Below are 24,139 nucleotides of genomic sequence, written 5' to 3'. Positions count from 1 at the left end.
GGATCGCCACTTAACTCTAAAATGAATTCCGCTCACGGCTCGCAGAGCCTCGCCGTTCTGCCCCTCGCCCTCACCCGCAAATGCAATCATTCTTCTTTTTTGGCGGGGGGTGTTTTTAGAAATGGTATGAAGCGGGTGGGGGCTCGGGTCAGACTTCTTCTAAGGAAGAAGTAAGCGGAATTCAAAAACCAAGAAGCCTAACGGCTCAAATGGCAGGAAATGAGCCGTTAAGGAAAAGGTGCCTCTGTCATTTCTCTTGTATCGGCCTGTCTGAATGAGATAAACCCTCGGCATTCGCCTCGGGCATTTCCGCTATGGCTACTCGCACCTAGATTACTTAGTGCGGTGCTTTTCCTCGCACTTCCCGCTTGCTAGCGGGTGCTCGGGCACCGACTCCTTTTGGGGGAAGGAAGGATCCTTCCCCCAGCTTCGGGCTCCTCCTCGTAGTGGTATTCTGAGTTTGTAGTTCTTTATTTTGTTTAGTGATAGTTTGTATTTATTGCCTTCGTTTTTCCGACCTTCGGAGTCCGCCCTCGCATAACCCCCATCCACATTTTCATCCTTGAGTTTGGTGTGTCGCTTCCGCTTTGGAGTTTAGAGACTTCGACTAACGACGGTGCTCATATTCAGCCATGCCATAGCGGAAATGCCCGAGGGCTCATTCAGTGTACACTTGACCCACCCTTCCCATCCGCGTGTACAAGGACTCTCCCAAAAACAAAATCAGATTTTTTCGTACATTACCCCCTTTCCAGTTTTTCCAACTTGTTTTATTTTTCCTTCTTTTTCCAGAGTTTCTAAATATCTTGTTGCTGTTGCATCGGAGACATGCAAAAGTTTTTCCACTTCATCGTTTGTGAGATTTGTTTGCTTCGCAAACAAATCTAAAATTGCATCAATTTTCTTTCTCTTTTTGTCTTGTCTATTTTGGTTAGCTAGTTTTAGGTTTTCTTCTCTCTTTTTTGCCTTTTCTTCTTCTACGAGATCTAACGGCTCATTTCCTGCCATTTGAGCCGTTGCGGGTTCGGAGTGAGCCGTTGGTTGCATGACTTCAGTAATTGTTACGTCATTTCCGTGCTTTTCGATTGTGATATTCGGGTTGATTGGGTTAGCTGTTATTTCTGGCTCTGGTGTATGGTTTAAAGGCTCATTTGGGATTTCAGCTACAGGAGCTGGTCCTAACGGCTCATTTGCAGGAATATCATTAGTGACCGGAACGGCACTTTCGGGGTTTGCAGGAGTTTCTGGGGCCACAGGTAATACTTCGACAGAAGTAGATTCTGTCGGCTGGATAGGTGCTTCTACCGTAAGCTCTTGGGGGCTTACAGGTACAGGGTTAGGTTCAGAAATTGGGTTTTCCGGTGAAGTTGTTGGTTCAGGTGATGGTTGTGTGGTTTCTTCGTCTGACATATTAATTTATTAATTCAAGTTTTTTAGTTTTCCAAAATTCTTCTATTTCTTGAAGATACTTCGTAATAATTTTATCGTCGCCATCTTCAATTTCTATTAGAGAAGATATCTCTTTACCAATTAGGGTTAGTTGTAAAACTGGTAATGTCACCCCTTTCTGTTCTTCTGTAAATTTAAAAGTATAGTTACCATTTTTTAGAACTAGTGGATATATTCTATCAACAGGAACATCATTTAATTTTAAAATAGTAGAGAGGCTTGATTGCACAAAACCAATTTCAATCATTTGCATAATTTCACTATAAGAAATATTAAAGAAACCTTCGTTTGCGTTACCCTTAGTAAGGTGCACTATAAAGTCATGACTAGTAATTAACGCAATTTTTTTAAACAAAAATAAGTCTGGTTTACTTAAGTTTTTTATAAAATCTAAAGTGCGCAAAGAAAATGTGTTTGGTTTTTTTATTTCCTCCGCTAAAATCTTTGAAAGTATTTTTTGCATATCCTCACGGCTAATATCTTGAGCAATATTCATAAATCGGAAAGCCCAATCCTTGTCTACGGGTTGATCAGAGACTTCTTTTCCTTCCAAATTTTCTTTTGCCCCGACAAAAACATTCTCCAGGTTTATTTGTTTATTATATTGTTCAAGTGCAAATCGTTTTTCAGCACGCTTAAAAATTTCAAAGACTTCCACATTTGCTTCCGCCTTTTTTATTATTTTTGTTTTCTCAACTTCTGCTTCGGCTTCTCCGATTCTTTTAATTTTCTTTGCATCAAGTTTTAAAACTGCATTAGCTGTTTCGCCAAGTCCTTCCGCAAAAACTTCAATAAGTTTTTGAAGTGGTTTTTCTAGTCCTGTTATATCTTTGATGCCCATAAATTTAATACTCAAATCATACCACTTTTACCCCTATTTTCAAAGGGTTTTAACGGCTTAAAACCTTGCTCGTTTTGTGCTTGACAGGAAGTCCAAATGGGTGTATAATAGAGGGTAGATAAGTCCTGACCAGTATTGGCAGGCACATTGAAAAAAGGAGTTGTCGAATGGCAACTAAATCATTGAATATCGTAGGTGGACCTTCCAAGTGGGATCTGATGTTAGCGGTCTTTGATCGCGATCATGAACCCGGACGCGAAGTCATGCTTCTGATTGAAGACTGGACTGGTGAGAATCGCACGGTGAACGTGCATGTCATCATTCCATCGATCAAACAGGAACAAGGATCGTGCGAAGCCTGGAAATTCGAAGGCACTGTGGTTGACGGTCCCGATGAAGTTCTGAAGCATCGAGTGAAAGGGTGTTACGACACCAAAGCTCGCAAGGGCAAACTCGAACTTCTCGGCGACGGTAACCCACCAGAGAAAGAATTGATCGATTGCCACGGCATAATCATTCACAAGGAGTGGGGATCAATCGTGGCCGCCGAAAACAATTCTGGTGTGGGTGACAAAGTTAGGGTCGGCGACATGGTTGCCTCAAACGGACGATTCAGTATCCCTGAGGGAACAAGAGGTCTCGTGGTTGACATCTATGAGCCGTTCACCCGAGGATCAACTGACATTATCCAAGTATGGTTTGAGGGTCGCCGTGGCGCAACATCAATGAAGTTCAAGGACTTGAAGTTTTAAGTCCGACACAAATCCTGTGACGAACAGGTCGGGAGAGTCTGCTCTCCCGCTTCCACTCAAGTTTTTAAATTTTGAAAACTTAAGTGGGAGCAATCCCAAAGTTCTTTGTAAGAAAACCACTTTCCTCTAAACCCTCACCAGTATTGGGAGGTATGGAAAAGGAGTTTGAAATGTTCACACAAAAAGGTAATAGCTTTCACGAGTTGCAAGACCAAGTCAACGATCTCGTAGCCGGAAACGGCTGCATGGTGTGCGGAAATGGCACACAAGAAGTTGTCGACAAGGTTGCCGAAATCCTGAAAGGATATGGGATTGATCCGAAGGATGTGGAAGCAGAAATGCTGACCATAACGGACAATTTCGCATTCGCCGAAGGGTGGAAGATACCGGGAAGCAAAAGTTGCTACGTGTACCACCGAGACTTCTTTGCGGTGTGCTACAAACTCATGAAGTAGAGGAAAGCAAAGTAAGGGTTGGAACCCCTGATGTCTCCAAAAATGTGACACGAAAAGATTCTAAATCCTGCCACGTAGGTGCCGAACAAATGTTCGGCTTCTACCAGAGAAAATTTGAAAAAGTTTTCTGCGGTGGGAGCAATCCCAGAAGTTCTTTGAAATCCCATAAACCCTGACCAGTATTGGCAGGTAGGGATAAGGAGATAGCAATGACGAACGGAAAGTATTCGGAAGTTAAGACATTGGATTTTCCAATTGATAACAGTGCTCGACGCGCTGACGAGAAAGATCGAAAACCGGCAGAAGCGGAACTCAATCGCTATCTGGCGGATGGATGGGAACTCATAACCATGATTACCCACACCGCCTTCGATTTTGGCATTAACCGCGAGAGAACCAATCACTACGCGGTTGTTGGTAAGCCGAGAGTTTAAAGTCCTGCTTGTGCAGGCGCCCGATCTTCGGATCGGGCTCCCACTAAAATATTTTTATTAAGAATGTTTTAGTGGGAGCAATCCCGATGTTCTTTGAATTTCCTGTAAGCTCTGACCAGTATTGGCAGACATGGAATAAGGAGATGACAATGAGCAACGTTACATACGGAGAGCAAAAGCAGATTTTGGTCAGTGTTCGTTTGGATTCTGACTATAAATGCATGCGTAAGCCGGAGTATCCCAAGATGAGTGCACGGTTCTGGGCAGAGGGAGAAAGAAAAGAGAAAGCCCCGCAAGGCTTCAATGACAGTCCTCGACCGGCGCACATCTGGAGCGAAGAATGTAGTGTGTGGGATACTCGCAAAGAGGAAACTCTACCAGAACAGATTTTCGTTCTGGTGCAAGCGTCTCAGACCTACGATGGACAGTTCGCTCCGACCTCCTGGTTTGCTACCGAAGCTTATGCTAAACGCGAAAATGCTGAGGAAAGAGCCAAGAGGGAGACAGCGAACACGTGGTACTGGGTTCTTCCAGTGAACCGCTTCGCCTCACCGGTCTAAGCTCATTCCAAGCAACACCAATGCCCGCCATGTCGAAAGACCTCTGGCGGGTTTTTTATAATTGACCTTCTCGAACTACTCTTATTTCTCCTTCACCACTCGGTACAACCACGATGCCAACTTCCTTTGCTTTTAGAGTTTCCGCTTTCTTTCGATCTTCGTCGTTGTAATATTCTTCAAATCTTGTCATAAAATCTTGAGCACTCTTTTCTGGGTTTTGTGTTGACCATTCCCAGAGTTCATCAAAATCAGTATCGATATAAGTTCTCATAGCGTGTTCCAATTCTGGAGTCCATTCTACCCCTGCTTGCTGAAAAGTATATTTTGCATATGCAAAGGCCTCCTCTTCAAAAATTTTAAAATCCGCTCGATAGTCTCTACCACCATACATTTCTGCGTATTCTCTTTGGACAACTTCCATATCGAGTGGTTTTGGGTAGGTCAGAAACTTACGGATACCTGCATATTCTTTCAAATTCATTTCCTGCACCATGTGTCCATATAGATGTCCAATAGTTAAAAATGTGGACATAAAATCTACATTCCAAGGATTGAGAATAATTTTATTGCCCATCAATTCACCGATAGGAAGATCTCTGCTTCCGTCCTCGTTTAATTTTATATATCCAGCCTTTGTATCGTCAGCTGATACATCGTTAATTGTTTTAGAAAATTGTACGAATATATTATGCGTGCGGAGATATTCTACAACCATTTTCATCATCTTCTTTTTCTGTTCGGCAGAAAGTTTGAGGTCATCTTCATACGGATAAATTGGTGATTCATCGATAACATCGTAATTTGGTCTCTCGATCTGTTCTGGGTCTTCAAATTTTTCCTTACCAATAATTCCATGTTCGTTTCCAGCAACGTATTCCTCGTATTCTTCTATTAGGGTATCTACCCGATGTTCATAATCCTTTCCACGTAATTCGTTCTCTTTTCTGCGGTGTAATTCAAGAGCTGCGTTGTAACGAGATTTTATCCTTTCTTGTTTCAAATATTGTTCGGCTCCTATAGGATCAGGAGTAATGCCTTTTTCTGGATCGCCATTGCGAATAGATCGAAGAGTTTGCGCAAGTTCGTGGCGATATTGTTCAAAATCGAAAGCTTCGCTTTCTGGGTTATTACCTAAATCAACCCTTTTTTCTGGTTTAAAAGCTGCTGTGGGATTGAAATTTTTCATGCTGAAATATTATCATAAAATTTATAAAAGTTAAGGTTCCCTCGCCCCACCCGCTTCATACCATTTCTAAAAACACCCCCCGCCAAAAAAGAAGAATGATTGCATTTGCGGGTGAGGGCGAGGGGCAGAGCCGAGAGAAGCGAGGCAAGCGGAATTCATTTTAGAGTTAAGTGGCGATCCGAGCGTAAGAGAACATACCAAGCCACCACGCGCGCGGAGCGTGCGCTATTGGTTTTGAAAAAAGGTGCGGATTTGGTCGTAGAGGGTAACACGAATGTGACTTGTTTGAAAAGGTGAGAAATTTTGGAGCGCGGCGCGAAGCGCCGCGTATGGAAAAGAAGGGTTTTCTCGGACTTTTTTGTCGTGCAGAAAGGTTCAAGGAAAAACAAATCCAAAGATTTTTTGGAAAGACAATTTTTTGTCGGGGAGGTCGTCCGAATTTATGTGCGCTTGACCCACCCACCCATTCGCGCGCACCCAAACAGCTCCCTATTTTTTAATTATTTTTTAATTAAAAAATATAGAGAAATAAGTAAGGCCAATATGCAAATTGATAAAAGAGGATTTACCCAAAATTTTGATCTGTACCCATCATAAAGAATTTCGTACCATTTGAAATAAGATGCAAACAATATAATTACTGCTACCACCAAACTTATTATCGAGCTTATTTTTTCGTTACTCATTTTTTAATAAATATTTTTACTTAAATAAATTAACAACAGCCACAATAACTCCAAGTCCTCCCACAATGGCTGCGACCCAAGTTGCGTTGCGAATTGATTTTGTAAGATTCTCCGATGACCGAGAAGCTTTTTTTAGTTCTTCGGTTAAATCCCATATTGGTTTACTTGGTGAACCGGGCACATGTATATGACTGTGCCACCAAGACATTTTCCAAAGAAAAGTATCCCACTTTTTATCTTTATCCATATTAGGCCAGTTTTCCCTCAATTCTTTTTGTGATTCATTTTCGCCAAACATACCCATATGATATAATAACTGTGCACACAATCAATAGGTCGTCTTTTCTAATGACCATCTCGGAACAGTTCAGGGCGGCTTGGATTGTGTGCACCGGGATGGTCATTTGAGTTATATGAATAAATATTTTTTATATGCGCGTAAAAGTACAGATGTTGAGGACAAGCAAGTTTTGAGTATTGAAGCTCAACTTGCTGAGCTTCGCACGCTTGCTAAAAGTGAAGGATTAGAAATTGCTAATGAATTTGTAGAAAAGCGAACGGCAAAAATGCCCGGTCGTCCGGTGTTTAATGAAATGATAAAAAGAATTCAGAAAGGTGAAGCTCAAGGAATTATTTGTTGGAAATTGGATCGTTTGGCTCGTAATCCGGTGGATGGCGGACAAATTAGTTGGATGCTCCAACAAAATATAATTCAGCATATTCGCGCTCACAATAGCCATTACTATTCTGGCGATAATGTTTTGATGATGTCAGTAGAATTTGGAATGGCTAATCAATTTATTCGAGATTTGAGTTCAAATGTAAAACGAGGATTAAGAGCAAAAGTTAAAAGGGGAGAATTTCCAAGTGTCGCGCCGACTGGATATCAAAATGATGTGCGAACAAAAAGAATTGTGGTTGATAAGGAGAAATCAAAAGTAATTCTTTCTGCTTTTGAACTTTATGCCAAAGGAAATTTACGACTTGAGGATATTTCAAATTTTCTTTTTGAAAATGGAGTCAAAAGTTATTATGGAAATATTTTGCATAAGGATAGCGCAAAGAGAATTCTTTCCAACCCATTTTATTATGGTCACTTTCGTTATGGCGGGGAAATACACGAAGGTCGGCACAAACCGATTATTGAAAAGCAACTTTTTGATAAAGTGCAAAAAGTTATGATAGAGAGAGGTAATCCGATGAAGCCCAGAAGTGAGCCAAAAGTATTTTGCGGACTTTTGCGTTGCGGCACTTGTGGAATGATGGTGACGGCAGAAAACAAAACGAAAGTATGTAAGGACAGTATCCATCACTACACTTATTATCGTTGCACTAAAAAATCTAAGGTAATGAAATGTTCAGAAATTGCGGTCAGGCAAGAAGTTTTAGATCAGCAATTCTCTGAAATTCTTTCTAACTACTCCATGCTTTCGCCGTGGGCAAACGAATTTGGTTTATTGATGGAAGAAGACAAAAGGAAAGGAAGTTTTGAGTCATCAAAAATCGTTGCCGATGTGCAAAACAGGGTTTATGACCTTTCCGAAAAAATTCAGAGACTGCTCGATGTTTATCTCGCTCAAGATATTGATCGAGAAACTTATTTGCGAGAACGCTCAAAACTTTTCTCTGACAAGAAAAATTTTGAGGAGAAAATTGAGAAGTTAGAAAGAGATGCGACCCATTGGCTCGCACCAATGCAAGAGTGGGTAAATACGGCCTCATCACTAGGAAAAATCGCGGAAAGGAACGACCTCCCCTCCAAAAAATCATCTCTCCAGAAAATCTTCGGATCGAACCTAATTCTGCACGACAAAAAAGTCCGAGAAAACCCTTCTCTTCCATACGCGGCGCTTCGCGCCGCGCTCCAAAATTTCTCACCTTTTCAAACAAGTCACATTCGTGTTGCGGGGCCTGGACTCGCACCGGGATCTCTTGGTTATGAGCCAAGTGAATTACTTTACTCTACCCCGCAATATAACGCTTTTTAAAATAGAGCGCAGGTGAAATAATAGCACAAAATAACAAAATTGCTAACAAGGTGATTTAAATTTATCCACAACGAGACGTACGTCTGTACCTGTAACGTAGTATAATATATGTACTATGGCAAAGTTTCGAGAAAGATTAAAAGCTCGTCTGATGAGAAGAAAAGGGATATCGATAATTGTGATTGCGAGGAATCTTCGAGTATCAAAAAGTTCTGTCAGTGATTGGTGTAACGATATTGTTTTGACAGATAGGCAAATTGAAAGATTAAGAAAAAACCAAGGAATATCTTTCTCTAGTGGTCAGAGATTGGGAGCTCAAGTAAATAAAAATAAAAAAATTAAGGCAATAGAGATGGCAAATGATTGGGGGGTTAAAATTGTTAAAAATATATCAAAACGAGAATTAATTTTGATTTCTACGGCTTTATATTGGTGTGAAGGTTCTAAGACTGAAAGCACCAGTAGCTTTGTTTTCGTTAATTCTGATCCTGAAATGATTTTAGTAGTGAAGGAGTTTTTAACTTCTGCTTTAAGAGTAAAACCGGAAGACATTGTTTGCAGGATACAAATAAATATAGTGCATAAAAATAGAGTTAAGAAAGTCTTGATTTTTTGGAAAAACTTGCTAAAGTTAGACAGCGGGCAGATCAAAAAGCCTTACTTTGTTAAGACAAAAGTGCAAAAAGTCTACGAAAACCACGATAATTATCAAGGTGTTTGTAGACTTATTGTAAAAAAAAGTAAATTCTTAAAATACAAGATGCTCGCACTTATAAAAGCACTTAAAGTTAATATCTTGTCGGCGTAGCTCAGGTAGTTAGAGCAGCACACTCATAAAGTGCAGGTCACAGGTGCAACTCCTGTCGCCGACACACTTAAATAGGGAACTGGAAAAGTTCCCAAAAATCTGTTAAATTTCTACTTATTGCGGGCGTAGCTCAGCTGGTTAGAGCGCTCCCCTGTCACGGGAGAGGTCGTGGGTTCAAATCCCATCGCTCGCGCAAATAAAAAAGCCCTGAAAGGGGTCTTTTTTATTTGCGCGGCGAAGAAATGTCTGGGAGACATTTCGGTGGGATTTGAAGACCTTTTGAGCCTAAAATTGAGCTTGTGAAAATTTTAGCCAAAAGGTGTACAGATCCTGTAAGGATCAAAATTCCCATCGCTCGCGCAGAGGAAAAATAGAGCTAATAATATGGCTCTATTTTCGTATACTGATGGGACAGAGAACTGTGATATATTTAAAAAATGCAGACTCTAGAAAATCTAATTAAAAATCTTAAAAACCAAGAAGAGATAGACGCAGTTTTATTGGTGGGGTCAAAAGCTTCGGGGGAAGAAAAAGAATATAGTGATATTGATTTGGCTGTGATTTTTAAAGAAAATAAAGAAAAATTATTCTCACTTTTTCAGTTTATAGATAATAGACCTGCTGATATATTTTTCTACGATATACCTCTACTTCAAAAATTATTTACAGACAAGGTTATACCTGCCAATACTATGGATGGAGTTTTAGTTAGCTGGCTTCCAAAAGGCAAGATTCAATTTGATAAATCGGACACGTTAACTTCGTTTAAAGAAAAGTATGACGAGTTAAGAGAGAAACTAGAAGTTCCACCGACAGAAATAAATAGATGGGATTCATTAATCAATTCTGCTTACATAACCAATAAAAGATATTTTGAATCCAATAATCCAGAATATCACCAAATATTAGAAATTAAACTTCTTCAGGATTTATATAATATCTTTATGGGATATTTTGAATTTAGAAATATTCCTTGGGAAGGAGAGAAGCAGATGCTTAGATATTTAAAAGAGAAAGATGGGCAGTTTTACAATTCTTATAGAGCTTGTATCGAAGCTCCTAATTTAGAAGAAAAATTTAATATTTATTCTGAACTAGTGAAAAACGTCTTTTATGGAGATTACGGGATATGGAATAAAGATGCAGTTAGACCTTTTATAAAAGGACCTTTGGAGGACAAAGAAAGGAATCGTTTGGTTGAATATTGGAATAATTTGATTGGATAGCGGTTCCCACTTCGTCCACTAGGCCGCGCAAAGAAAATCCCCAGAAGGGGATTTTTGCTTGCGCGAGCGAAGAAACTGAACTACTTCAGTTTCGTTGGGTGAGCTTTGAAAAAGCGCAAGACCGGAGTGCGACTGGCACGAGGCAGGATCGAAAGATTTTTCAGCAGAAAAATACTTTTGATTTGAAAGGCGGAGCCATGTTTTTGTAGCAACAAAAACGGGCGAGCTAAGGTCGTGAAAAATTTTTTGCAGAAAATTTATTCCTGACCAAATCCCATCGCTCGCGCATTGGAAAATAGAGCCAAAGCAAAGGCTCTATTTTTGTATACTGATGTCTATCCGTCCTCTGGCGGGGGATTTTGGAACTGTGGTAAAGTTAATTGAATGTCATATCAAGAATTTGTAAAAGAATTGGTTGACCGTTTTGGAGAAGAAAAGGGAATACTTATGGCTCTTCGGGCAGAGGTTGGCTTTTTACGTAGTTTTATTGAACAACAAAATTTTCCTGATTTTTCTGAAAAGCAGGAAGATATGATCAAAGTTTTTTTGGAACGACATCCTCGGTAAAATCATGTTAATATATTAATATGGATACAAAATCATTGGGAATAGGGGTTGTTATTGGGATAATTTTAGGGATCACTATCTCTCCAGTTGTGTTAGGTAATTCTCGATATGGAGGAATGATGGGGAGTAAAAATACTAGTGTTGGGAATAATATCGATCAGCATTTTATTGAACAGATGATTCCACATCATGATGATGCTATTGTGATGGCAAATATTGCTTTAACAAAGGCCGAGCATCAGGAAATCAAAACTTTGTCTCAAAATATCATTACTTCACAAAGTGCTGAAATTGCCGAAATGAAGGAGTGGTATAAGAACTGGTTTGGCAAAAATGTGCCAGATGTGAGTGGGATGACTATGGGGCACGATATGCACGGCGGAAATAATATGATGGGTATGGGTATGATGGGGAATGAGACTGATACAGAAGCAGTTAAAAATGCGAAACCGTTCGACAAAGCATTTATTGAAGAAATGATCCCTCACCATCAGATGGCAGTTATGATGGCACAGATGCTTCTCCGAACTACCGATAGATCAGAAATGAAGAAGCTTGCAGAAGATATTATTTCTGCCCAGACAAAGGAAATAAACCAGATGCGTGAATGGTACAAAACTTGGTATAGTCGGTAATAAATTTGGTTCTCACTCCGTCCACGAGCCCGCGCAAGTCAAAAACTATGTTATAATATGCCTAGCTAATTATAAAAATTATAATCACTGATAAATATGGAAAACAACAGCGGAGGCAATAGCACGACGAATACTCTACTTATAATAGTAGTACTTATACTTGTAGGGGTAGGGGTCTGGTATTTTACAACCAAGTACAATAAAACAGAAGTGAAAGACGATGGAGCTTCACTCGAGATAAAAGTTGAAGGCGACTCTTCAAGCTATTAGTTTTTGTGTCAATATTTTATTTTTCTAAATGCACCCTTGTTAAGTAAGGTGTTTTTGGTTTGAACCTAAGGTTTTACTATTTTTTGTAGGAATGTTATAAAAGTATTTAGAAAGCGAGGAAAACCGTGGATAGTGAGACACTCAGCCCGAAAGCTCTGGAAATTTTCAGTAAACTCAAGCCGTTCTACGTTCAAGATTCGTGGGGCAATCCTCAATGGAAAGAAGAGGGTATTATTATCGACAACGGTCCCTATGATCTGCGTAAAAAAACAGAACGGCAACGTCTCGAACAGACCCAAAAGCAGATCATCGGATTCCTGATGTTCTTGTGTGCAAAGAAAATCATGAAGGATGAAAGTACGCTTATCGGTCTTACAAGCAATCACATTCCGATATCCGTTCAACGTCACTTGGAAATCCTGCTCATTCTCGATGAACTTGATTTTCAAATTGAGACAATGGATTTTGTGGACGGATAATCCTCTCCGGATCAACCCCGACTCGAAGCCCGACCTCCTGTCGGGCTTTCGCTTTTTAATGTTATTATAGTTCTTAACTATGAATTCAAAAGATTTGGTTGGAAAAATTTTGGAGCCAGCTGATATTGTAGTCAATGGTGATAGACCTTGGGATATACAAGTCCACAATGAAAAACTTTATGATAGGGTGTTAGCGAAAGGTACTTTGGGAATAGGTGAATCATATATGGATGGTTGGTGGGATTGTGGAGAAATCGATGAACTAGTTAATAGAATGATAAGAGTCGGTGGAGACAAAGTTGTTGCTCGTAGCTTCTCTAATGCTCTGCGAGTCATTAAAGCAAAACTAATAAATCTTCAGACTGAATCAGGATCCAAAAAAGTTGCAAGAGAACACTACGATTTGGGTAATGATATGTATATGGCTTTTCTTGATCCTTATAATCAATATACTTGCGGTTATTTTAAAGACACTGAAGATTTAGACGTTGCACAAGAACAAAAACTCGACCTAATTTGTCGAAAGTTAAAATTAAAATCGACAGATAAAGTTCTAGACATTGGTTGTGGCTGGGGAGGATTCGCTAAATATGCGGCAGAACATTTTGGCTGCCATGTCACGGGGATAAGTATTTCTGATGAACAAATAGCATACGCAAAAGAATTTACGAAAGGCTTGTCTGTAGAAATAATCAATGCAGACTACAGAGAAATAAAAGGAAAATACGATAAAGTGCTTATCTGCGGGATGATTGAACATGTCGGTTATAAAAATTACAGAAAGATAATGGAGATTATTAAAAAAGTTCTGGTGCCAGATGGAATATTTCTTTTGCATACTATTGGACGCAATGATTCTAAGTCCATCGGTTTCGATGCATGGATAGAAAAATATATTTTCCCAAATTCGATGGTTCCGTCATCTCAGCAGATAGCTAAAGCAAGTGAAGGCTTATTTGTAATGGAAGATCTACATAACTTCGGTTTGTATTATGATAAGACGCTTTTAGCTTGGTGGAAAAACTTTGATGCATCGTGGTCCAAGTTTAAGGATAAGTATGGAGAGCGATTTTATCGAATGTTTCGATATTATATTTTATCTTGTGCTGGAACTTTTCGAGGCCGTAAAACTCTACTTTGGCAAATGGTTTTTACTCATATCGAAAAGAAAACTCAGTATGAATCAGTGAGGTAGAAACCGAGTGGGCTATTAATGATTGTAGTTCTCATATTGGCCGCTATGTTGCACCTTCTTTCTTTTTCGGCATTTTTTGATTAAACTAGTCCTATGAAATTGCTACTTACATCAGGAGGGATAACCAATAAATCCATATCTGACGCTCTGTTTGATTTGGTTGGAAAAAAGCCAGAAGATACTTCTTTGGTTTTTATCCCTACTGCCTCAAATGTAGAAAAAGGTGATAAGGGGTGGCTTATTGATGACCTTAAAAACCTACAGAAGCAGAACTTCAAACAGATAGAAATTGCTGATATCTCGGCTGTCCCAAAAGAGGTATGGCTTCCAAAATTTGAAGAAGCGGACGTCTTATTTTTTGAAGGTGGCAATACATATCACTTAATGCGAGAAATAAATAAATCAGGGCTTACAGAAATACTTCCTGAATTATTAAAAACAAAAGTTTATGTAGGGGTAAGTGCAGGTAGTATGGTCGCTTGCCCTGACTTACAACTTAAAACCTCTCAAATAGTTTATGACGAGGATTTGGATGAGGTGGAGAACATTAAGGCTCTTGGTCTTGTAGATTTCTATGTTACTCCTCACCTCAACTCTCCTTATTTCACAAAAATTAGAAAAGATAACGAGCAAATTAAAGAAGCGCTAAAGGATGTAAAGCAGAAAGTTTATATTTTGGATGATAACTCTGCTGTGAAAGTGGTTGATGGAAAAGAGGAAGTTATAAGCGAAGGAGAATATCTAGTTTTCAACGAATAGTATGAAATTAGTATTAAATTTATGCTGACTCTGGAAAAATTGATTCAAAATCTTAAAAACTCAGGAGAAATAGACGCTGTTTTGTTGGTGGGGTCGAAAGCCTCTGGGGAAGAAAAAGAATATAGCGACATTGATTTGGCGGTTATTTTTAAAGAAAATAAAGAAAAACTATTCTCACTTTTCCAATTCATAGATAATAAACCTGCTGATATATTTTTCTATGATGTAACTCAGCTTCAAAAACTCCTTAATGATGAAATTATTCCTGCAAATACAATGGATGGAGTTTTGATAAGTTGGTTGGAGAATGGGAATGTGTTATTTGATAAATCTGGCACTCTTACTTCTTTTAAAGACAAATATAATGATTTGAAAAATAAACTTCAGGTTCCAGAAACAGAAGTAAGTAGATGGGATTCGCTAATCAATTCTGCCTACATAACTAATAAAAGGTATTTTGAGTCTAATAACTCCGAATACCATGATATTTTGGAAATAAAACTTCTTCAAGATTTGTATAATATTTTTATGGGGTATTTTGAGTTCAGGAATATACCGTGGACAGGAGAGAAACAAATGCTCAAGTATTTAAAAGAAAAAGACACTGAATTTTATAATCTTTATATTTTTTGTCTCAAATCCTCCTCTGTGCAAGAAAAATTTTATACTTACTCTAGCCTAATCAAAAAGGTCTTTGATGGAAATTATGGCATCTGGAGTAATAATATCGTAAGACCTTTTATAAAGGGGTTTTTAACTACAGAAGAAAGGAAGCGTTTAGTTGAGTATTGGAATAATTTAAACGGATTACAGTTCTAACGTTACATACTCCCTGAAAGAGGCTCTGGGAACTGTGGTATATTTGAAATATGAATATGTTTAAGCCAGTGAAGGCAAAGACGGTCAGGGAGTATTTGGGAATGTTGTCGGAGGATAGGAAGGCTTCGATAGAATTCCTACATAAGTTTATACAAAAAACTGCTCCGAAGCTGAAGTCGAGATTTGCATATAATATGCTGGGTTATGGCAGCTTCAAGTATAAAAACTATAAGAAAGAAATAATCGATTGGCCTGTCGTATCCTTAGCTAGCCAGAAAAATTACATTAGTCTTTATATTTGTGCTGTCGAGAGAGGGGAGTATTTGGCTGAAAAATACAAAAAGGATCTTGGTAAGGTAAGCGTCGGTAGGAGCTGCGTCCGTTTCAAAAAAATTGATGACCTTAATCTAAAAACTTTAGCCACTGTCATTAAACTTGCCGCCAAATCTCCAGGGCTAGGCATTAAAAATTAGTTAGATAATTTTAATTTCCAACATTTTCAAGCCTCTCACGATCTTCATCGGAGATTGAGTTTAGGTGCTCGAGGAGGTAGGTTGCGACAGAAGGCTCTTCTATTTGTAGGAGAGCTTTTTCAAGTCGCAGAAGCCACCACTCTTCTGATTCGTTCGGCTCTTCTGCCACGCCTGATTCCACTAAATTCATATAAAAAATGAAAGCTGTTTCTTCAGCCGCTTCTATTATTTGCATTAAATGTTCTGCTTGAGTGGGAGTAAGCTTCTTACCAGTATCCTCTATAAGAGTCAAAACCTCACAAGCTAAATCTGGATCGGAAATCATCATAACAAGCCGCTCTTGTTCCTCAGGAGCAAGAGGCTCATCAGCCTGCAATCTTTCACTCGCCCAATTTTCATTTTCTTGCGGTGCTCCTTCCGACATACGACAATAGTATACCAGTAAACATAGTATGCTAATATTTTTCAATGGATCAAGACTCAATTTTACAGAAGTTTGGGGCGGATTATGTTGTCGATGAGGATACTTACAAAATGGGTGTCCATCATATTTTGGCAGATAAAATTGCTAAAAGATTCTCTAGCCATAAATTTTGCTTAGATACTTGCTTAGGTGCTGGATTTATGACCATAGCTATCGCTAAATGTGTTGATAAGGTCATTGGGGTAGATATAGACCCACTACATTTAGACCAAGCAAAACAAAATGCAAAGACTGCTTCAGTGGAAGATAAAGTAGAGTTTTTTGAAGGAGATGTTCTTGAAGTCATAGATAAAATCGGAGAATTTGATTCAGCATTTCTTGATCCAGATTGGGCTAAAGTAGGAGAGGGGAAAGAAAACCATGTTTTAGAGCTTTCTCAAATGATGCCACGAGCCGATTTTCTTTTGGATAAAGTATTTGAGAAGACAAAGAATGTCTGTTTGAGATTGCCTAAAGAATTTGATTTGAATAAATTAGAAAATTTACCTCCTCACGAATCAGAATCGATATATCAAGATGGTAAACTAAAATTTTACTGTATTTATTTCGGAGATTTGAGTGCTGAATATTGATTTGTTCTATGCTACTTTAAAATCTAGTGATAAATTTATCTGTTATAATTGAACCACTATGAACATACAAAAAATTGGTTGGTTGGGATTGAGATTGGGGATGGGGTTCATTTTTCTTTGGGCATTTTTGGATAAAACATTTGGGCTAGGCTTTGCTACCGTGGCGGAGAAGTCTTGGATGAATGGTGGCTCGCCGACATACGGTTTTCTCACTATGGGGACTAAGGGTCCTTTTGCGGAATTTTTCCAATCATTGGCCGGAGTTCAAGTTGTAGATTGGCTTTTTATGGCGGGTTTATTATTTGTCGGCCTCACTTTACTACTCAATAAATATGTAAAGTGGGGCAGTATCGCTGGTATCGTGATGATTCTCCTCATGTACCTTGCCGCTCTCTGGCCTGATAATAATCCATTTGTAGATGAACATATTATCTACATATTTGTCCTCGCTCTTCTCGCTTCTAAATCGCGAGTGGTATCATTTTAATCTTTGAATTAATACAAAATGAAAATAATCGGAGTGGTGGGGCAGCCTTCGGGAGGCAAGGATACGGTGGCGGAATATATTGGGAGTAAAGGTTTTGTGCATATATCGAGTGGCGACTATATAAGGGAGGACATGAAAGCTCTCGGTTTACCTCTCGATCGGACGAGTATGAGCACTTTTGTCGCTCAAAAGAGGAAAGAGGAGGGTAATGAATATCCGGTCAGAAAAATTGCCGATTCTCTTACTACAAATACTGTTATCGCTGGTATGCGAAATACCGCTGAGATCAATTTATTTAAAGAAAAGTTTGGTGAAGATTTTATTATTGTCGCTGTCGAAGCTCCTATCGAATCAAGATATGAATGGGCCAAACTACGAGGTAGAGCTAGTGATCACATTTCATTTGAGCGTTTTAAAGAAGAGGAGGAAAAGGAAAGGGCGAATAATTCTGGAGCTCACGAAGTCGATAGTGTCATCAAAATGGCCGATCACACAATAATAAACGATTCCACTAAAGAAGCCTTATTTCAAAAAGTGGAGAGTTTGCTTAAAAGTATTGGTTAGCTCCAATTCCTCATAATTTCCTCGATCTTCATTTTGTATTCTTTTGACCACTTATGTTTCGTTTCCGTTTCTATGATTTTAATATCCAGGGAACGGATAAAATTTTTTGCATTTTCGTCGCAAAAATGATGATCTAAAGAGCCTCGTATCACCACGATATTTTCTTTAGGTATTTCTTTTAAAATAGGGGATGGATCAAATCGAAGGGCTGCAAATAAATGTGATATATCAGTTGAATTTGGAGAAAGGGCTCTACTCACATCTTCCGGAGTGATGTTGTTGAGCCATCGCCAAAACCAAGAGAGAAGGCTCCTTTTGGGAAGGAGAGGGTTTATTAGTATTAATCTCTGATTTTTATTTTTACTCCAATTGTAAAGAGCAATATTTGCTCCGATACTATGTCCTACCACGTATTTGTGTGGTTCGGGATAGGTGAGTGACAGGTTTTTATTCCATACATCATATACCTCGAATCCATCGTAAAGCTCCTTTTTCTGCAGCCACCCTGGAATTAATATTGTGCCCATACTTTATAAAATAATTGTATCAGCTTTTCTTTAATTGTAGCGAATGGAGGATAGTTTTACTCAGGGTATCTTCCATGTTACATTTTGGTCACTGATGAAAACGTGGACGCTAAAATTTAACAAAGTTAATTATGATAATTTTGAGAGACTAAGGAAAGGTATTAAATCTGTGGAGACTAGAGCTGCAAGTCCAAAGTATCAAAATATCGAAAAGGGAGATACCTTAGTTTTTGTGTGTGGCAAGGAAAAGTTTTCTAAGAAAATAATCAAGAAGTATCACTTTAAAAGCATTGATCTCCTGCTAAAAAATATTCCTCTGAAGAAAATAATGCCTGTCGTAAAAACTAAAAAAGAAGCCAAAGAGAAATGGTATTCTTATCCTGGATACAAATTAAAATTAGAAAAATTTGGAATTTTCGCTTTTAAACTAAATTAATATGATCGAAGCTAGAGTAGTTTTAAATAATTTAGAAGAGCCGAAGAAAATTTTAGAAAAAGAAGGGGCAGTTTTTAAAGGTGAGTATGAAATTAGAGACATAATTTTTAGGAGTAAAGATCCGAATAAAAGTCTCACAGATGAATTTTTGAGGTTGAGGATAATAAAGAAAAATATTTGGAATGAAAAAGACTTTATCGTTTCGGTAAAGAACACAGAAGAAAGAGAAGTCGGTAAAAATTCAACTGTTTCATTTCGAAAAGAGTTTGATACTGAAGAAGAGGCAAGGGAATATATTGAAGAAAATCTTCTAGATAGGTTTGAATTTGATTTCGAATTTGATCGTGTAGGCTCTCAATATGATCTAGGAGAAGATCAAGTTGATTTGGAAAATAATTCAGGCCAATTCTCGATGGAAGTAAAGTCCAAAACACCAGAAGGTATCAAAAAACTCCTAAAACTTTTTGATATAAAAGAAAGTACTGTTCTTAAAGGGCCTTCTGTACTTTCGATCAAAGAGTATTTAAACAATAAGATACAGAAAGGTATGTTATATCCGAATGCGAAATAAATACTATAAAATACTTGATTACACTTGGGCGATAATAGCTATATTGATTTTTATTGCCTCAATAAAGTTTTTGAGCGATGGCACTCTGGGTGAAAAAGTAGTCACTATGGGCTTGTGGGCACCACTTGTCATCTTCCTCCTCAAAATTTCTACTCTAGTGTTTGCTCCGCTTGGAGGCACTCCGCTTTATGTAGTTTCTGGAGCAGTATACGGCAACTTATACGGGTTCTTGATTTGTTTTGCTGGCGATGTCGTCGGCTCGGCCCTATGCTTTTTCATTAGTAAAAGATGGGGTATGCGAGCAGTGAAGTTTTTTGCAGGCAATTCAAATATAAATAAAATAGAAAAAATGCTAAGCATTTTGCACAATACCAAGTCTTTCATCAAAGCTCGAGTGGCTTTCTTTACTATTCCCGAACTTTTGGCATATGCTGCCGGTCTTACTCGTATGAATTTCTGGAAATTTATGTTACTTCAAATTCCACTTTACATTCCAAGCGGTTTTGTACTGGTATTTTTAGGTTCTACTATCGCAGTGTTTACCACGAGGTATGCCATATTTCTTTCTCTTTTTGCAATAATCCTCGCTTCGCTTGGTATTTGGACTTTAGCCAAAGATTATAGGAAGATAGAGGGGTTATGAACAAGATTATAAATTCTATAATAACAATTATTTTGCTCGTGGTACTGGGGTATTCGGCCTATGAATATACTCGTACACCTTGCGATACCGTACTCGAATATTCTATAGGTAGGTTCGATACCAATTTTGGTGTCAGTCAAATTCAGTTTAAAAATTATGTAGCACAGTCGGAACTAGCTTGGGAAAAAGAAGTAGGTAAAGAACTTTTCAAATACAACCCCGAAGCCAAATTTAAAATCAATTTGATTTATGATGAAAGGCAAAAGGCAACTATACTGAAACAAAGAACAGAATCAGGTCTCGATGCGGCTGAAACGACCTTGCAATCCCTCGATGCTCGTTTAGCTTTATTTAAATCAGAGTACGATAGGCAAGTGAAAGCTTTTGATGTGATGAAAGAAAATTTGGATACTCTGTCTAATGAATACGAAAAGCAAGTAGAGTATTGGAACTCTCATGGTGGCGCCCCGAAGGGGGAGTACGAAAAATTAGAGGCTATGAGGCAGAGTATCAATACTTCCGTCTCTCAAATTAATAACGAGGCTAGCTCTATAAACAGTATGGCTAAGCAACTCAATACTATTGTCGAGGAGCGCAATACTGCGGCCAAGAATTATAATAAAGCGGCTGAAAGTTACAATTCTGCTTACGGCGATAGAGCCGAATTTAATCAGGCGGAATACACCGGTAAAGAAATAAATGTTTACCAATTTGATAGTTCAGTCGGGCTTATCATGGCTATGACTCATGAGTTTGGCCATGCACTAGATATGGATCATGTCGAGAATTCAGAATCCATCATGTATTACCTTCGTGATAGCGACAACACTTTTTCCAGTCCTATTTTGACGGAGGAAGACAAGGCTGAGCTTAGAAAAGCTTGTAGATTATAATTTTTGTATTTCTTTTAGATCGTGATCAGGAATATAGAGAATAGCCAAGCCGATTATTATTCCGAACACTCCACTTAGTAAGTGGTCGCCTCCAAGGTATAAAATATCTACCGCGTCGAGCACATACCAAATCCCGCGCCAAATAAGTACCAAGCCTATAACTAAAGACAAATTTTTAGCAAAATATCCAAACAGTTTCATTGATGCTAATTATATATTATACTGCTTTTTGGCGCCACAGCCGTTGTAGCTCAGTTGGTAGAGCACGTCATTGGTAATGACGAGGTCATCGGTTCAATCCCGATCAACGGCTCCGGTTTAATTTAGAAATATTATGGGAATGAATGATGCACCACAGCCTTTAGAAAATACTGAACAAATGAAAGTTGCTCTTCTTGAGAGTCTGAAATCTACGGGTATACATAGTCCTGAAACCCAAGTCTTGCTCAATCAGTGGCTAGATAGAAGAGAGAACGAGGTGCAGGCTACATCTGCTCCCGATGCTCGAGCAGTTTTCGATCTAGAAAGAGTCGATCTATTTTTAGCTGCTGGGGATATGGAATTTGCCAAGGATGCTCTTGTTGATGCCTATCTTGTGATTGTAGGTGAAGGTCTAGATGATATGATGCAACAAGCTTGGGACAGAGCAGAAAGTTTAGGAATAGATGATCTCAACACTGAAGCCAATGATAAGATAGAGGGGGCCCGATAAATTCGCCACCTTAGCTCAGTTGGTAGAGCACGTCTTTCGTAAAGACGGGGCCCGCAGTTCGATTCTGCGAGGTGGCTCTATAAAATAAAATGGAAAAAGAAGAAATACAAAAAAAGATAGAGCAATTGGAAGCTGAGATGCAAGCGTCTGATTTTTGGGCTGATAAAGATAAGGCCCAGGGAAAAATAAAAGAATTGCAGGCACTGAAAGATGAACTCTCTGGGGTCGGTAAATATGATAAAGGCGATGCGGTGATGACTATTTTTTCTGGAGCTGGGGGAGACGATGCGGAGGATTTTTCACGCATACTTCTTGAGATGTATTTAAAATTCTTTGAAAGAAAAGGTTTTGTTTTTTCTATCGTTCATCAAAATCATAATGATCATGGGGGGTTTAGGAATGTTACTTTGGAAATAAATGCTCCCCACTCCGCATCTCCCTTCGGTCGAGCTTCGCGGGGCTTCGGTCCCTACGGGACCTTGAAAAACGAATCGGGAGTACATCGGCTCGTGCGCATCTCTCCATTCAATGCTAACGCCAAGAGGCATACCAGTTTCTCGATGGTGGAAGTTATTCCCAAATTCGAAAAAACCAGCGAGATAGAGCTCTCTCCTGATGATTTGAAAGTAGAATTATCACGCTCCTCTGGCCCTGGAGGCCAGAATGTAAACAAAAGGGAAACTGCAGTACGGGTTGTGCATGAGCCGACAGGCCTCGCCGTGCACGTCGATTCAGAGCGTAGTCAGGCGCAAAATAAAGAACAAGCTATAAATATTTTAAAAGGAAAAATTTTCAAGATGTTGGAGGAGAAGCGTATTACTAATGAAAAAGGGATGTATATTTCTAAAACAACCAAAGTAGAGTGGGGCAACCAAATACGTTCCTATGTCCTGCATCCATATAAAATGGTGAAGGATCATCGTACTCTAGTCGAAACCAGTAATGTAGAGAAGGTGCTTGAGGAGGGTGAAATAGATGAATTTATAGAGGCAGAGAAAGGATTGTAAATTTCAGCTCCACTCCTGTATAATTTATGAGTGATGATTTCCTTCAATAATGTATCTAAGAAATACACTGATAATTCGGTAGCCTTGGAAGGCGTTAGTTTTGATGTTTCCCCTAATGAGTTTGTGTCTATCGTCGGTCCTTCTGGCTCAGGTAAAACTACCCTCATCAAACTTATTCTAGCGGAAGAAAAGCCGACAAGCGGCAAGGTTTACCTGCGCGATTCTGATATCCATTCTCTTTCTGGGGAAGATTTGAATCAACTTCGGCGCAAAATCGGCGTCGTTTTTCAAGATTTCCGTTTGTTACCGAATAAAAATGTTTTCGAAAATATTGCTTTTGCTATGGAAGCTGCCGGTCGAGAGGAAGGTGAAATCGAAGCCGATGTACCTCATGTGCTTGAGCTGGTCGACCTACCTCACAAGGCTTGGAATTTTCCGCATGAGCTTTCTGGTGGGGAAAAACAGCGAGTGGCTATTGCTAGAGCTATCGTCAATCAACCTGATATAATTATTGCCGATGAGCCGACAGGCAATTTGGACCCGATGAATACCTACGATATCGTCCAAATTTTGAAAAAGATTAACGATTTAGGTACTACGGTAGTCCTCACGACTCACAACAAAGGAGTGATCGATTCGATCGGCAGGCGTGTTATTACCATGCAGGAGGGAAGGGTAGTGCGCGATGATCCGAGCGGGAAATATATATTGTAATGGAAGCAAAAACAGAATTTAAAACAAAATTAAGGCGAGTGATGAAGGCGGGGTTTGTAAACTTTTTCCGAAGCGGCTATGTTTCCTTGGCTTCAGTTTTGGTCATGATAATTACTTTGTCGACCATCGCTTCAGTTATCTTTATGGGTGCTATATTCAACACCACTCTAGAAGAGCTTCGCAATAAGGTAGATGTCAATGTGTATTTTCTGACGAGTAGCAGTGAGCAGGACATTCTTGATTTACAAAAAAGGCTCGAATCTTTGCCTGAAGTGGCGAATATTGAGTACATTTCTCGTGAACAAGCCTTGGCTAATTTCAAACTTCGACACGAGAACGACCAGATTACTCTGCAGGCTCTCGAGGAGCTAGGCGACAACCCCCTTGGGGCCGCTCTCAATATAAAGGCTAAAGAGCCTTCCCAGTATCAAGGTATCGCCGACTTTTTAGGTCAGGACAATATCCTTTCTCGCGATGGCGAATCTATTATTGATAAAGTAAATTATCTTCAAAACAAAACAGCTATTGATCGCTTGACCAAAATCATCGATTCATCGAAAACTTTGAGCTCAGTCGTGATGCTCCTTCTAGTGGTCATATCAATAGTTATCACTTTGAATACCATTCGCCTCGCTATTTATGTATCGCGTGAAGAAATAGGGGTGATGCAGCTTGTCGGCGCTTCCAAAAATTATATCCGCGGCCCATTCGTCATCACTGGTATCATGTATGGACTAGTCGCTTCTATTCTTACCCTTATTATGTTCCTGCCGATTACTTATTGGCTTGGTGGAGTTACTGAAAATTTTTTCATCGGCCTCAATATTTTTAGCTACTATTTAAGTAATATTTTCCAAATTACTTTCATCATTCTCCTCTCTGGCATTGCGATTGGCGCGGCATCGAGCCTCCTTGCAGTCCGCAGGTATTTGAAATTGTGATTCTTT

32 protein-coding genes and 5 tRNA genes are annotated in these 24,139 nt (G+C 39.1%); 29 read left to right on the top strand and 8 right to left on the bottom strand.

Annotated features, from left to right (window positions below; translation table 11 throughout):
- Positions 1-723 precede the first annotated feature (723 nt).
- Both VJH67_01165 and VJH67_01160 read right to left on the bottom strand, forming a co-directional pair.
- Positions 724-1,410, bottom strand: a complete 687-nt coding sequence (locus VJH67_01165) for a helix-turn-helix domain-containing protein (protein HEY4515777.1) — start codon at positions 1,408-1,410, stop codon at positions 724-726.
- A 1-nt stretch (position 1,411) separates the two neighbouring features.
- Positions 1,412-2,290 (bottom strand): DUF2806 domain-containing protein, encoded by an 879-nt coding sequence (locus VJH67_01160; GenBank protein HEY4515776.1) that lies wholly within the window; start codon positions 2,288-2,290, stop codon positions 1,412-1,414.
- A gap of 218 nt (positions 2,291-2,508) precedes the next feature.
- Here VJH67_01160 and VJH67_01155 point away from each other — a divergent pair, with 218 nt between their 5' ends.
- From VJH67_01155 to VJH67_01140, 4 genes are all read left to right on the top strand, one after another.
- Positions 2,509-3,042 carry a hypothetical protein gene (locus tag VJH67_01155; protein ID HEY4515775.1) on the top strand — a complete coding sequence of 178 codons (534 nt, stop codon included), beginning with the start codon at positions 2,509-2,511 and terminating at the stop codon, positions 3,040-3,042.
- Positions 3,043-3,194: 152 nt separating this feature from the next.
- Positions 3,195-3,497: a hypothetical protein gene (locus tag VJH67_01150; protein HEY4515774.1), complete on the top strand. Its 303-nt coding sequence runs from the start codon at positions 3,195-3,197 to the stop codon at positions 3,495-3,497.
- 209 nt (positions 3,498-3,706) lie between these two features.
- Positions 3,707-3,931: a hypothetical protein gene (locus VJH67_01145; GenBank protein ID HEY4515773.1), complete on the top strand. Its 225-nt coding sequence runs from the start codon at positions 3,707-3,709 to the stop codon at positions 3,929-3,931.
- Positions 3,932-4,074: 143 nt separating this feature from the next.
- Positions 4,075-4,491, top strand: coding sequence for a hypothetical protein (locus VJH67_01140; protein HEY4515772.1), 417 nt, complete (start codon positions 4,075-4,077; stop codon positions 4,489-4,491).
- A 55-nt stretch (positions 4,492-4,546) separates the two neighbouring features.
- On the opposite strand, the gene VJH67_01135 is transcribed toward VJH67_01140, so the two are convergent.
- From VJH67_01135 to VJH67_01125, 3 genes are all read right to left on the bottom strand, one after another.
- Positions 4,547-5,677 carry a hypothetical protein gene (locus tag VJH67_01135; GenBank protein HEY4515771.1) on the bottom strand — a complete coding sequence of 377 codons (1,131 nt, stop codon included), beginning with the start codon at positions 5,675-5,677 and terminating at the stop codon, positions 4,547-4,549.
- A 702-nt stretch (positions 5,678-6,379) separates the two neighbouring features.
- Complete coding sequence (locus VJH67_01130; protein HEY4515770.1) at positions 6,380-6,661, bottom strand: hypothetical protein; 282 nt, start codon at positions 6,659-6,661, stop codon at positions 6,380-6,382.
- A gap of 1,604 nt (positions 6,662-8,265) precedes the next feature.
- Positions 8,266-8,335: transfer RNA gene (locus VJH67_01125), tRNA-Met, on the bottom strand.
- 131 nt (positions 8,336-8,466) lie between these two features.
- Here VJH67_01125 and VJH67_01120 point away from each other — a divergent pair.
- From VJH67_01120 to VJH67_01065, 12 genes are all read left to right on the top strand, one after another.
- A complete protein-coding gene (locus VJH67_01120; GenBank protein HEY4515769.1) occupies positions 8,467-9,159 on the top strand; it encodes a helix-turn-helix domain-containing protein in 693 nt (230 codons plus the stop codon).
- Positions 9,150-9,223: transfer RNA gene (locus VJH67_01115), tRNA-Met, on the top strand. The genes VJH67_01120 and VJH67_01115 overlap by 10 nt, the downstream gene beginning before the upstream one ends.
- Positions 9,224-9,278: 55 nt before the next feature.
- Positions 9,279-9,352 (top strand) — tRNA-Asp (locus VJH67_01110).
- Between the two features lie 244 nt (positions 9,353-9,596).
- Complete coding sequence (locus VJH67_01105) at positions 9,597-10,385, top strand: nucleotidyltransferase domain-containing protein (GenBank protein HEY4515768.1); 789 nt, start codon at positions 9,597-9,599, stop codon at positions 10,383-10,385.
- A gap of 384 nt (positions 10,386-10,769) precedes the next feature.
- On the top strand, positions 10,770-10,952 hold the full coding sequence (locus VJH67_01100; GenBank protein ID HEY4515767.1) for a hypothetical protein: 183 nt from the start codon (positions 10,770-10,772) through the stop codon (positions 10,950-10,952).
- Between the two features lie 20 nt (positions 10,953-10,972).
- A complete protein-coding gene (locus VJH67_01095) occupies positions 10,973-11,587 on the top strand; it encodes a DUF305 domain-containing protein (protein HEY4515766.1) in 615 nt (204 codons plus the stop codon).
- 96 nt (positions 11,588-11,683) lie between these two features.
- Positions 11,684-11,857, top strand: coding sequence for a hypothetical protein (locus tag VJH67_01090; GenBank protein ID HEY4515765.1), 174 nt, complete (start codon positions 11,684-11,686; stop codon positions 11,855-11,857).
- A gap of 125 nt (positions 11,858-11,982) precedes the next feature.
- Positions 11,983-12,336 carry a hypothetical protein gene (locus VJH67_01085; GenBank protein ID HEY4515764.1) on the top strand — a complete coding sequence of 118 codons (354 nt, stop codon included), beginning with the start codon at positions 11,983-11,985 and terminating at the stop codon, positions 12,334-12,336.
- Between the two features lie 79 nt (positions 12,337-12,415).
- Positions 12,416-13,531: a cyclopropane fatty acyl phospholipid synthase gene (gene cfa, locus VJH67_01080; protein ID HEY4515763.1), complete on the top strand. Its 1,116-nt coding sequence runs from the start codon at positions 12,416-12,418 to the stop codon at positions 13,529-13,531.
- Between the two features lie 93 nt (positions 13,532-13,624).
- Positions 13,625-14,290, top strand: a complete 666-nt coding sequence (locus tag VJH67_01075; protein ID HEY4515762.1) for a Type 1 glutamine amidotransferase-like domain-containing protein — start codon at positions 13,625-13,627, stop codon at positions 14,288-14,290.
- Between the two features lie 21 nt (positions 14,291-14,311).
- Complete coding sequence (locus VJH67_01070) at positions 14,312-15,109, top strand: nucleotidyltransferase-like protein (GenBank protein ID HEY4515761.1); 798 nt, start codon at positions 14,312-14,314, stop codon at positions 15,107-15,109.
- Between the two features lie 50 nt (positions 15,110-15,159).
- Positions 15,160-15,582: a DUF1801 domain-containing protein gene (locus VJH67_01065; protein HEY4515760.1), complete on the top strand. Its 423-nt coding sequence runs from the start codon at positions 15,160-15,162 to the stop codon at positions 15,580-15,582.
- Between the two features lie 10 nt (positions 15,583-15,592).
- Here VJH67_01065 and VJH67_01060 read toward each other — a convergent pair whose 3' ends face one another.
- Positions 15,593-16,006, bottom strand: a complete 414-nt coding sequence (locus VJH67_01060) for a hypothetical protein (protein ID HEY4515759.1) — start codon at positions 16,004-16,006, stop codon at positions 15,593-15,595.
- A 44-nt stretch (positions 16,007-16,050) separates the two neighbouring features.
- On the opposite strand from VJH67_01060, the gene VJH67_01055 reads away from it, so the two are divergent.
- Genes VJH67_01055 through VJH67_01045 form a run of 3 tightly spaced genes read left to right on the top strand, consistent with a single transcriptional unit; the run spans position 16,051 to position 17,689 of the window.
- Entirely contained in the window at positions 16,051-16,638 is a 588-nt protein-coding gene (locus tag VJH67_01055) for a methyltransferase domain-containing protein (GenBank protein ID HEY4515758.1), read from the top strand.
- A 58-nt stretch (positions 16,639-16,696) separates the two neighbouring features.
- Complete coding sequence (locus tag VJH67_01050; GenBank protein ID HEY4515757.1) at positions 16,697-17,125, top strand: hypothetical protein; 429 nt, start codon at positions 16,697-16,699, stop codon at positions 17,123-17,125.
- 18 nt (positions 17,126-17,143) lie between these two features.
- Positions 17,144-17,689, top strand: coding sequence for an AAA family ATPase (locus VJH67_01045; protein ID HEY4515756.1), 546 nt, complete (start codon positions 17,144-17,146; stop codon positions 17,687-17,689).
- Here the strand turns inward: VJH67_01045 and VJH67_01040 are convergent.
- Entirely contained in the window at positions 17,686-18,216 is a 531-nt protein-coding gene (locus VJH67_01040; GenBank protein HEY4515755.1) for a hypothetical protein, read from the bottom strand. The genes VJH67_01045 and VJH67_01040 overlap by 4 nt on opposite strands.
- A 43-nt stretch (positions 18,217-18,259) precedes the next feature.
- Between VJH67_01040 and VJH67_01035 the strand changes: the two genes are divergently transcribed.
- Genes VJH67_01035 through VJH67_01020 form a run of 4 tightly spaced genes read left to right on the top strand, consistent with a single transcriptional unit; the run spans position 18,260 to position 20,759 of the window.
- Positions 18,260-18,652, top strand: coding sequence for a hypothetical protein (locus VJH67_01035; protein HEY4515754.1), 393 nt, complete (start codon positions 18,260-18,262; stop codon positions 18,650-18,652).
- Between the two features lies 1 nt (position 18,653).
- Positions 18,654-19,223 carry a hypothetical protein gene (locus tag VJH67_01030; GenBank protein HEY4515753.1) on the top strand — a complete coding sequence of 190 codons (570 nt, stop codon included), beginning with the start codon at positions 18,654-18,656 and terminating at the stop codon, positions 19,221-19,223.
- The gene (locus VJH67_01025; protein ID HEY4515752.1) at positions 19,213-19,866 is read left to right on the top strand and encodes a VTT domain-containing protein; all 654 of its coding nucleotides are present in this window, start codon (positions 19,213-19,215) and stop codon (positions 19,864-19,866) included. The genes VJH67_01030 and VJH67_01025 overlap by 11 nt, the downstream gene beginning before the upstream one ends.
- Positions 19,863-20,759 carry a matrixin family metalloprotease gene (locus tag VJH67_01020; protein ID HEY4515751.1) on the top strand — a complete coding sequence of 299 codons (897 nt, stop codon included), beginning with the start codon at positions 19,863-19,865 and terminating at the stop codon, positions 20,757-20,759. Before VJH67_01025 ends, VJH67_01020 begins: the two co-directional genes overlap by 4 nt.
- On the opposite strand, the gene VJH67_01015 is transcribed toward VJH67_01020, so the two are convergent.
- A complete protein-coding gene (locus VJH67_01015; GenBank protein HEY4515750.1) occupies positions 20,754-20,960 on the bottom strand; it encodes a hypothetical protein in 207 nt (68 codons plus the stop codon). The two genes, VJH67_01020 and VJH67_01015, sit on opposite strands and share 6 nt — an antisense overlap.
- A 39-nt stretch (positions 20,961-20,999) precedes the next feature.
- Between VJH67_01015 and VJH67_01010 the strand changes: the two genes are divergently transcribed.
- The 6 genes from VJH67_01010 (at position 21,000) to VJH67_00985 (ending at position 24,133) form a co-directional block, all read left to right on the top strand.
- Positions 21,000-21,072 (top strand) — tRNA-Thr (locus tag VJH67_01010).
- A gap of 27 nt (positions 21,073-21,099) precedes the next feature.
- Positions 21,100-21,471, top strand: coding sequence for a hypothetical protein (locus VJH67_01005; protein HEY4515749.1), 372 nt, complete (start codon positions 21,100-21,102; stop codon positions 21,469-21,471).
- A 4-nt stretch (positions 21,472-21,475) separates the two neighbouring features.
- Positions 21,476-21,548: transfer RNA gene (locus VJH67_01000), tRNA-Thr, on the top strand.
- 12 nt (positions 21,549-21,560) lie between these two features.
- A complete protein-coding gene (locus VJH67_00995; GenBank protein HEY4515748.1) occupies positions 21,561-22,478 on the top strand; it encodes a peptide chain release factor-like protein in 918 nt (305 codons plus the stop codon).
- A 33-nt stretch (positions 22,479-22,511) separates the two neighbouring features.
- Complete coding sequence (gene ftsE, locus VJH67_00990; protein HEY4515747.1) at positions 22,512-23,192, top strand: cell division ATP-binding protein FtsE; 681 nt, start codon at positions 22,512-22,514, stop codon at positions 23,190-23,192.
- Positions 23,192-24,133 carry a permease-like cell division protein FtsX gene (locus VJH67_00985; protein ID HEY4515746.1) on the top strand — a complete coding sequence of 314 codons (942 nt, stop codon included), beginning with the start codon at positions 23,192-23,194 and terminating at the stop codon, positions 24,131-24,133. The genes ftsE and VJH67_00985 overlap by 1 nt, the downstream gene beginning before the upstream one ends.
- Positions 24,134-24,139: the final 6 nt, after the last annotated feature.

This window comes from Candidatus Paceibacterota bacterium (assembly GCA_036517255.1).
Taxonomy (GTDB): domain Bacteria; phylum Patescibacteriota; class Minisyncoccia; order Phycocordibacterales; family WO2-35-19; genus DATDXE01.
The sequence above is the reverse complement of the archived record's forward strand: the minus strand, read 5'-3'. Positions and strand labels throughout refer to the sequence as shown.

Excerpts from the sequence above, each read along its gene's own strand:
- VJH67_01100 (HEY4515767.1), top strand. The coding sequence starts at position 10,770 with ATGTCATATCAAGAATTTGTAAAAGAATTGGTTGACCGTTTTGGAGAA.
- VJH67_01055 (HEY4515758.1), top strand. The coding sequence starts at position 16,051 with ATGGATCAAGACTCAATTTTACAGAAGTTTGGGGCGGATTATGTTGTC.
- VJH67_01045 (HEY4515756.1), top strand. The coding sequence starts at position 17,144 with ATGAAAATAATCGGAGTGGTGGGGCAGCCTTCGGGAGGCAAGGATACG.
- cfa (HEY4515763.1), top strand. The coding sequence starts at position 12,416 with ATGAATTCAAAAGATTTGGTTGGAAAAATTTTGGAGCCAGCTGATATT.
- VJH67_01035 (HEY4515754.1), top strand. The coding sequence starts at position 18,260 with ATGGAGGATAGTTTTACTCAGGGTATCTTCCATGTTACATTTTGGTCA.
- VJH67_01005 (HEY4515749.1), top strand. The coding sequence starts at position 21,100 with ATGAATGATGCACCACAGCCTTTAGAAAATACTGAACAAATGAAAGTT.
- VJH67_01150 (HEY4515774.1), top strand. The coding sequence starts at position 3,195 with ATGGAAAAGGAGTTTGAAATGTTCACACAAAAAGGTAATAGCTTTCAC.
- VJH67_01105 (HEY4515768.1), top strand. The coding sequence starts at position 9,597 with ATGCAGACTCTAGAAAATCTAATTAAAAATCTTAAAAACCAAGAAGAG.
- VJH67_01160 (HEY4515776.1), bottom strand. The coding sequence starts at position 2,290 with ATGGGCATCAAAGATATAACAGGACTAGAAAAACCACTTCAAAAACTT.
- VJH67_01145 (HEY4515773.1), top strand. The coding sequence starts at position 3,707 with ATGACGAACGGAAAGTATTCGGAAGTTAAGACATTGGATTTTCCAATT.
- VJH67_01040 (HEY4515755.1), bottom strand. The coding sequence starts at position 18,216 with ATGGGCACAATATTAATTCCAGGGTGGCTGCAGAAAAAGGAGCTTTAC.
- ftsE (HEY4515747.1), top strand. The coding sequence starts at position 22,512 with ATGATTTCCTTCAATAATGTATCTAAGAAATACACTGATAATTCGGTA.
- VJH67_01130 (HEY4515770.1), bottom strand. The coding sequence starts at position 6,661 with ATGTTTGGCGAAAATGAATCACAAAAAGAATTGAGGGAAAACTGGCCT.
- VJH67_01140 (HEY4515772.1), top strand. The coding sequence starts at position 4,075 with ATGACAATGAGCAACGTTACATACGGAGAGCAAAAGCAGATTTTGGTC.
- VJH67_01135 (HEY4515771.1), bottom strand. The coding sequence starts at position 5,677 with ATGAAAAATTTCAATCCCACAGCAGCTTTTAAACCAGAAAAAAGGGTT.
- VJH67_01050 (HEY4515757.1), top strand. The coding sequence starts at position 16,697 with ATGAACATACAAAAAATTGGTTGGTTGGGATTGAGATTGGGGATGGGG.
- VJH67_01030 (HEY4515753.1), top strand. The coding sequence starts at position 18,654 with ATGATCGAAGCTAGAGTAGTTTTAAATAATTTAGAAGAGCCGAAGAAA.
- VJH67_01025 (HEY4515752.1), top strand. The coding sequence starts at position 19,213 with ATGCGAAATAAATACTATAAAATACTTGATTACACTTGGGCGATAATA.
- VJH67_01120 (HEY4515769.1), top strand. The coding sequence starts at position 8,467 with ATGGCAAAGTTTCGAGAAAGATTAAAAGCTCGTCTGATGAGAAGAAAA.
- VJH67_00985 (HEY4515746.1), top strand. The coding sequence starts at position 23,192 with ATGGAAGCAAAAACAGAATTTAAAACAAAATTAAGGCGAGTGATGAAG.
- VJH67_01020 (HEY4515751.1), top strand. The coding sequence starts at position 19,863 with ATGAACAAGATTATAAATTCTATAATAACAATTATTTTGCTCGTGGTA.
- VJH67_01015 (HEY4515750.1), bottom strand. The coding sequence starts at position 20,960 with ATGAAACTGTTTGGATATTTTGCTAAAAATTTGTCTTTAGTTATAGGC.
- VJH67_01165 (HEY4515777.1), bottom strand. The coding sequence starts at position 1,410 with ATGTCAGACGAAGAAACCACACAACCATCACCTGAACCAACAACTTCA.
- VJH67_00995 (HEY4515748.1), top strand. The coding sequence starts at position 21,561 with ATGGAAAAAGAAGAAATACAAAAAAAGATAGAGCAATTGGAAGCTGAG.
- VJH67_01060 (HEY4515759.1), bottom strand. The coding sequence starts at position 16,006 with ATGTCGGAAGGAGCACCGCAAGAAAATGAAAATTGGGCGAGTGAAAGA.
- VJH67_01070 (HEY4515761.1), top strand. The coding sequence starts at position 14,312 with ATGCTGACTCTGGAAAAATTGATTCAAAATCTTAAAAACTCAGGAGAA.
- VJH67_01075 (HEY4515762.1), top strand. The coding sequence starts at position 13,625 with ATGAAATTGCTACTTACATCAGGAGGGATAACCAATAAATCCATATCT.
- VJH67_01090 (HEY4515765.1), top strand. The coding sequence starts at position 11,684 with ATGGAAAACAACAGCGGAGGCAATAGCACGACGAATACTCTACTTATA.
- VJH67_01065 (HEY4515760.1), top strand. The coding sequence starts at position 15,160 with ATGAATATGTTTAAGCCAGTGAAGGCAAAGACGGTCAGGGAGTATTTG.
- VJH67_01155 (HEY4515775.1), top strand. The coding sequence starts at position 2,509 with ATGTTAGCGGTCTTTGATCGCGATCATGAACCCGGACGCGAAGTCATG.
- VJH67_01095 (HEY4515766.1), top strand. The coding sequence starts at position 10,973 with ATGGATACAAAATCATTGGGAATAGGGGTTGTTATTGGGATAATTTTA.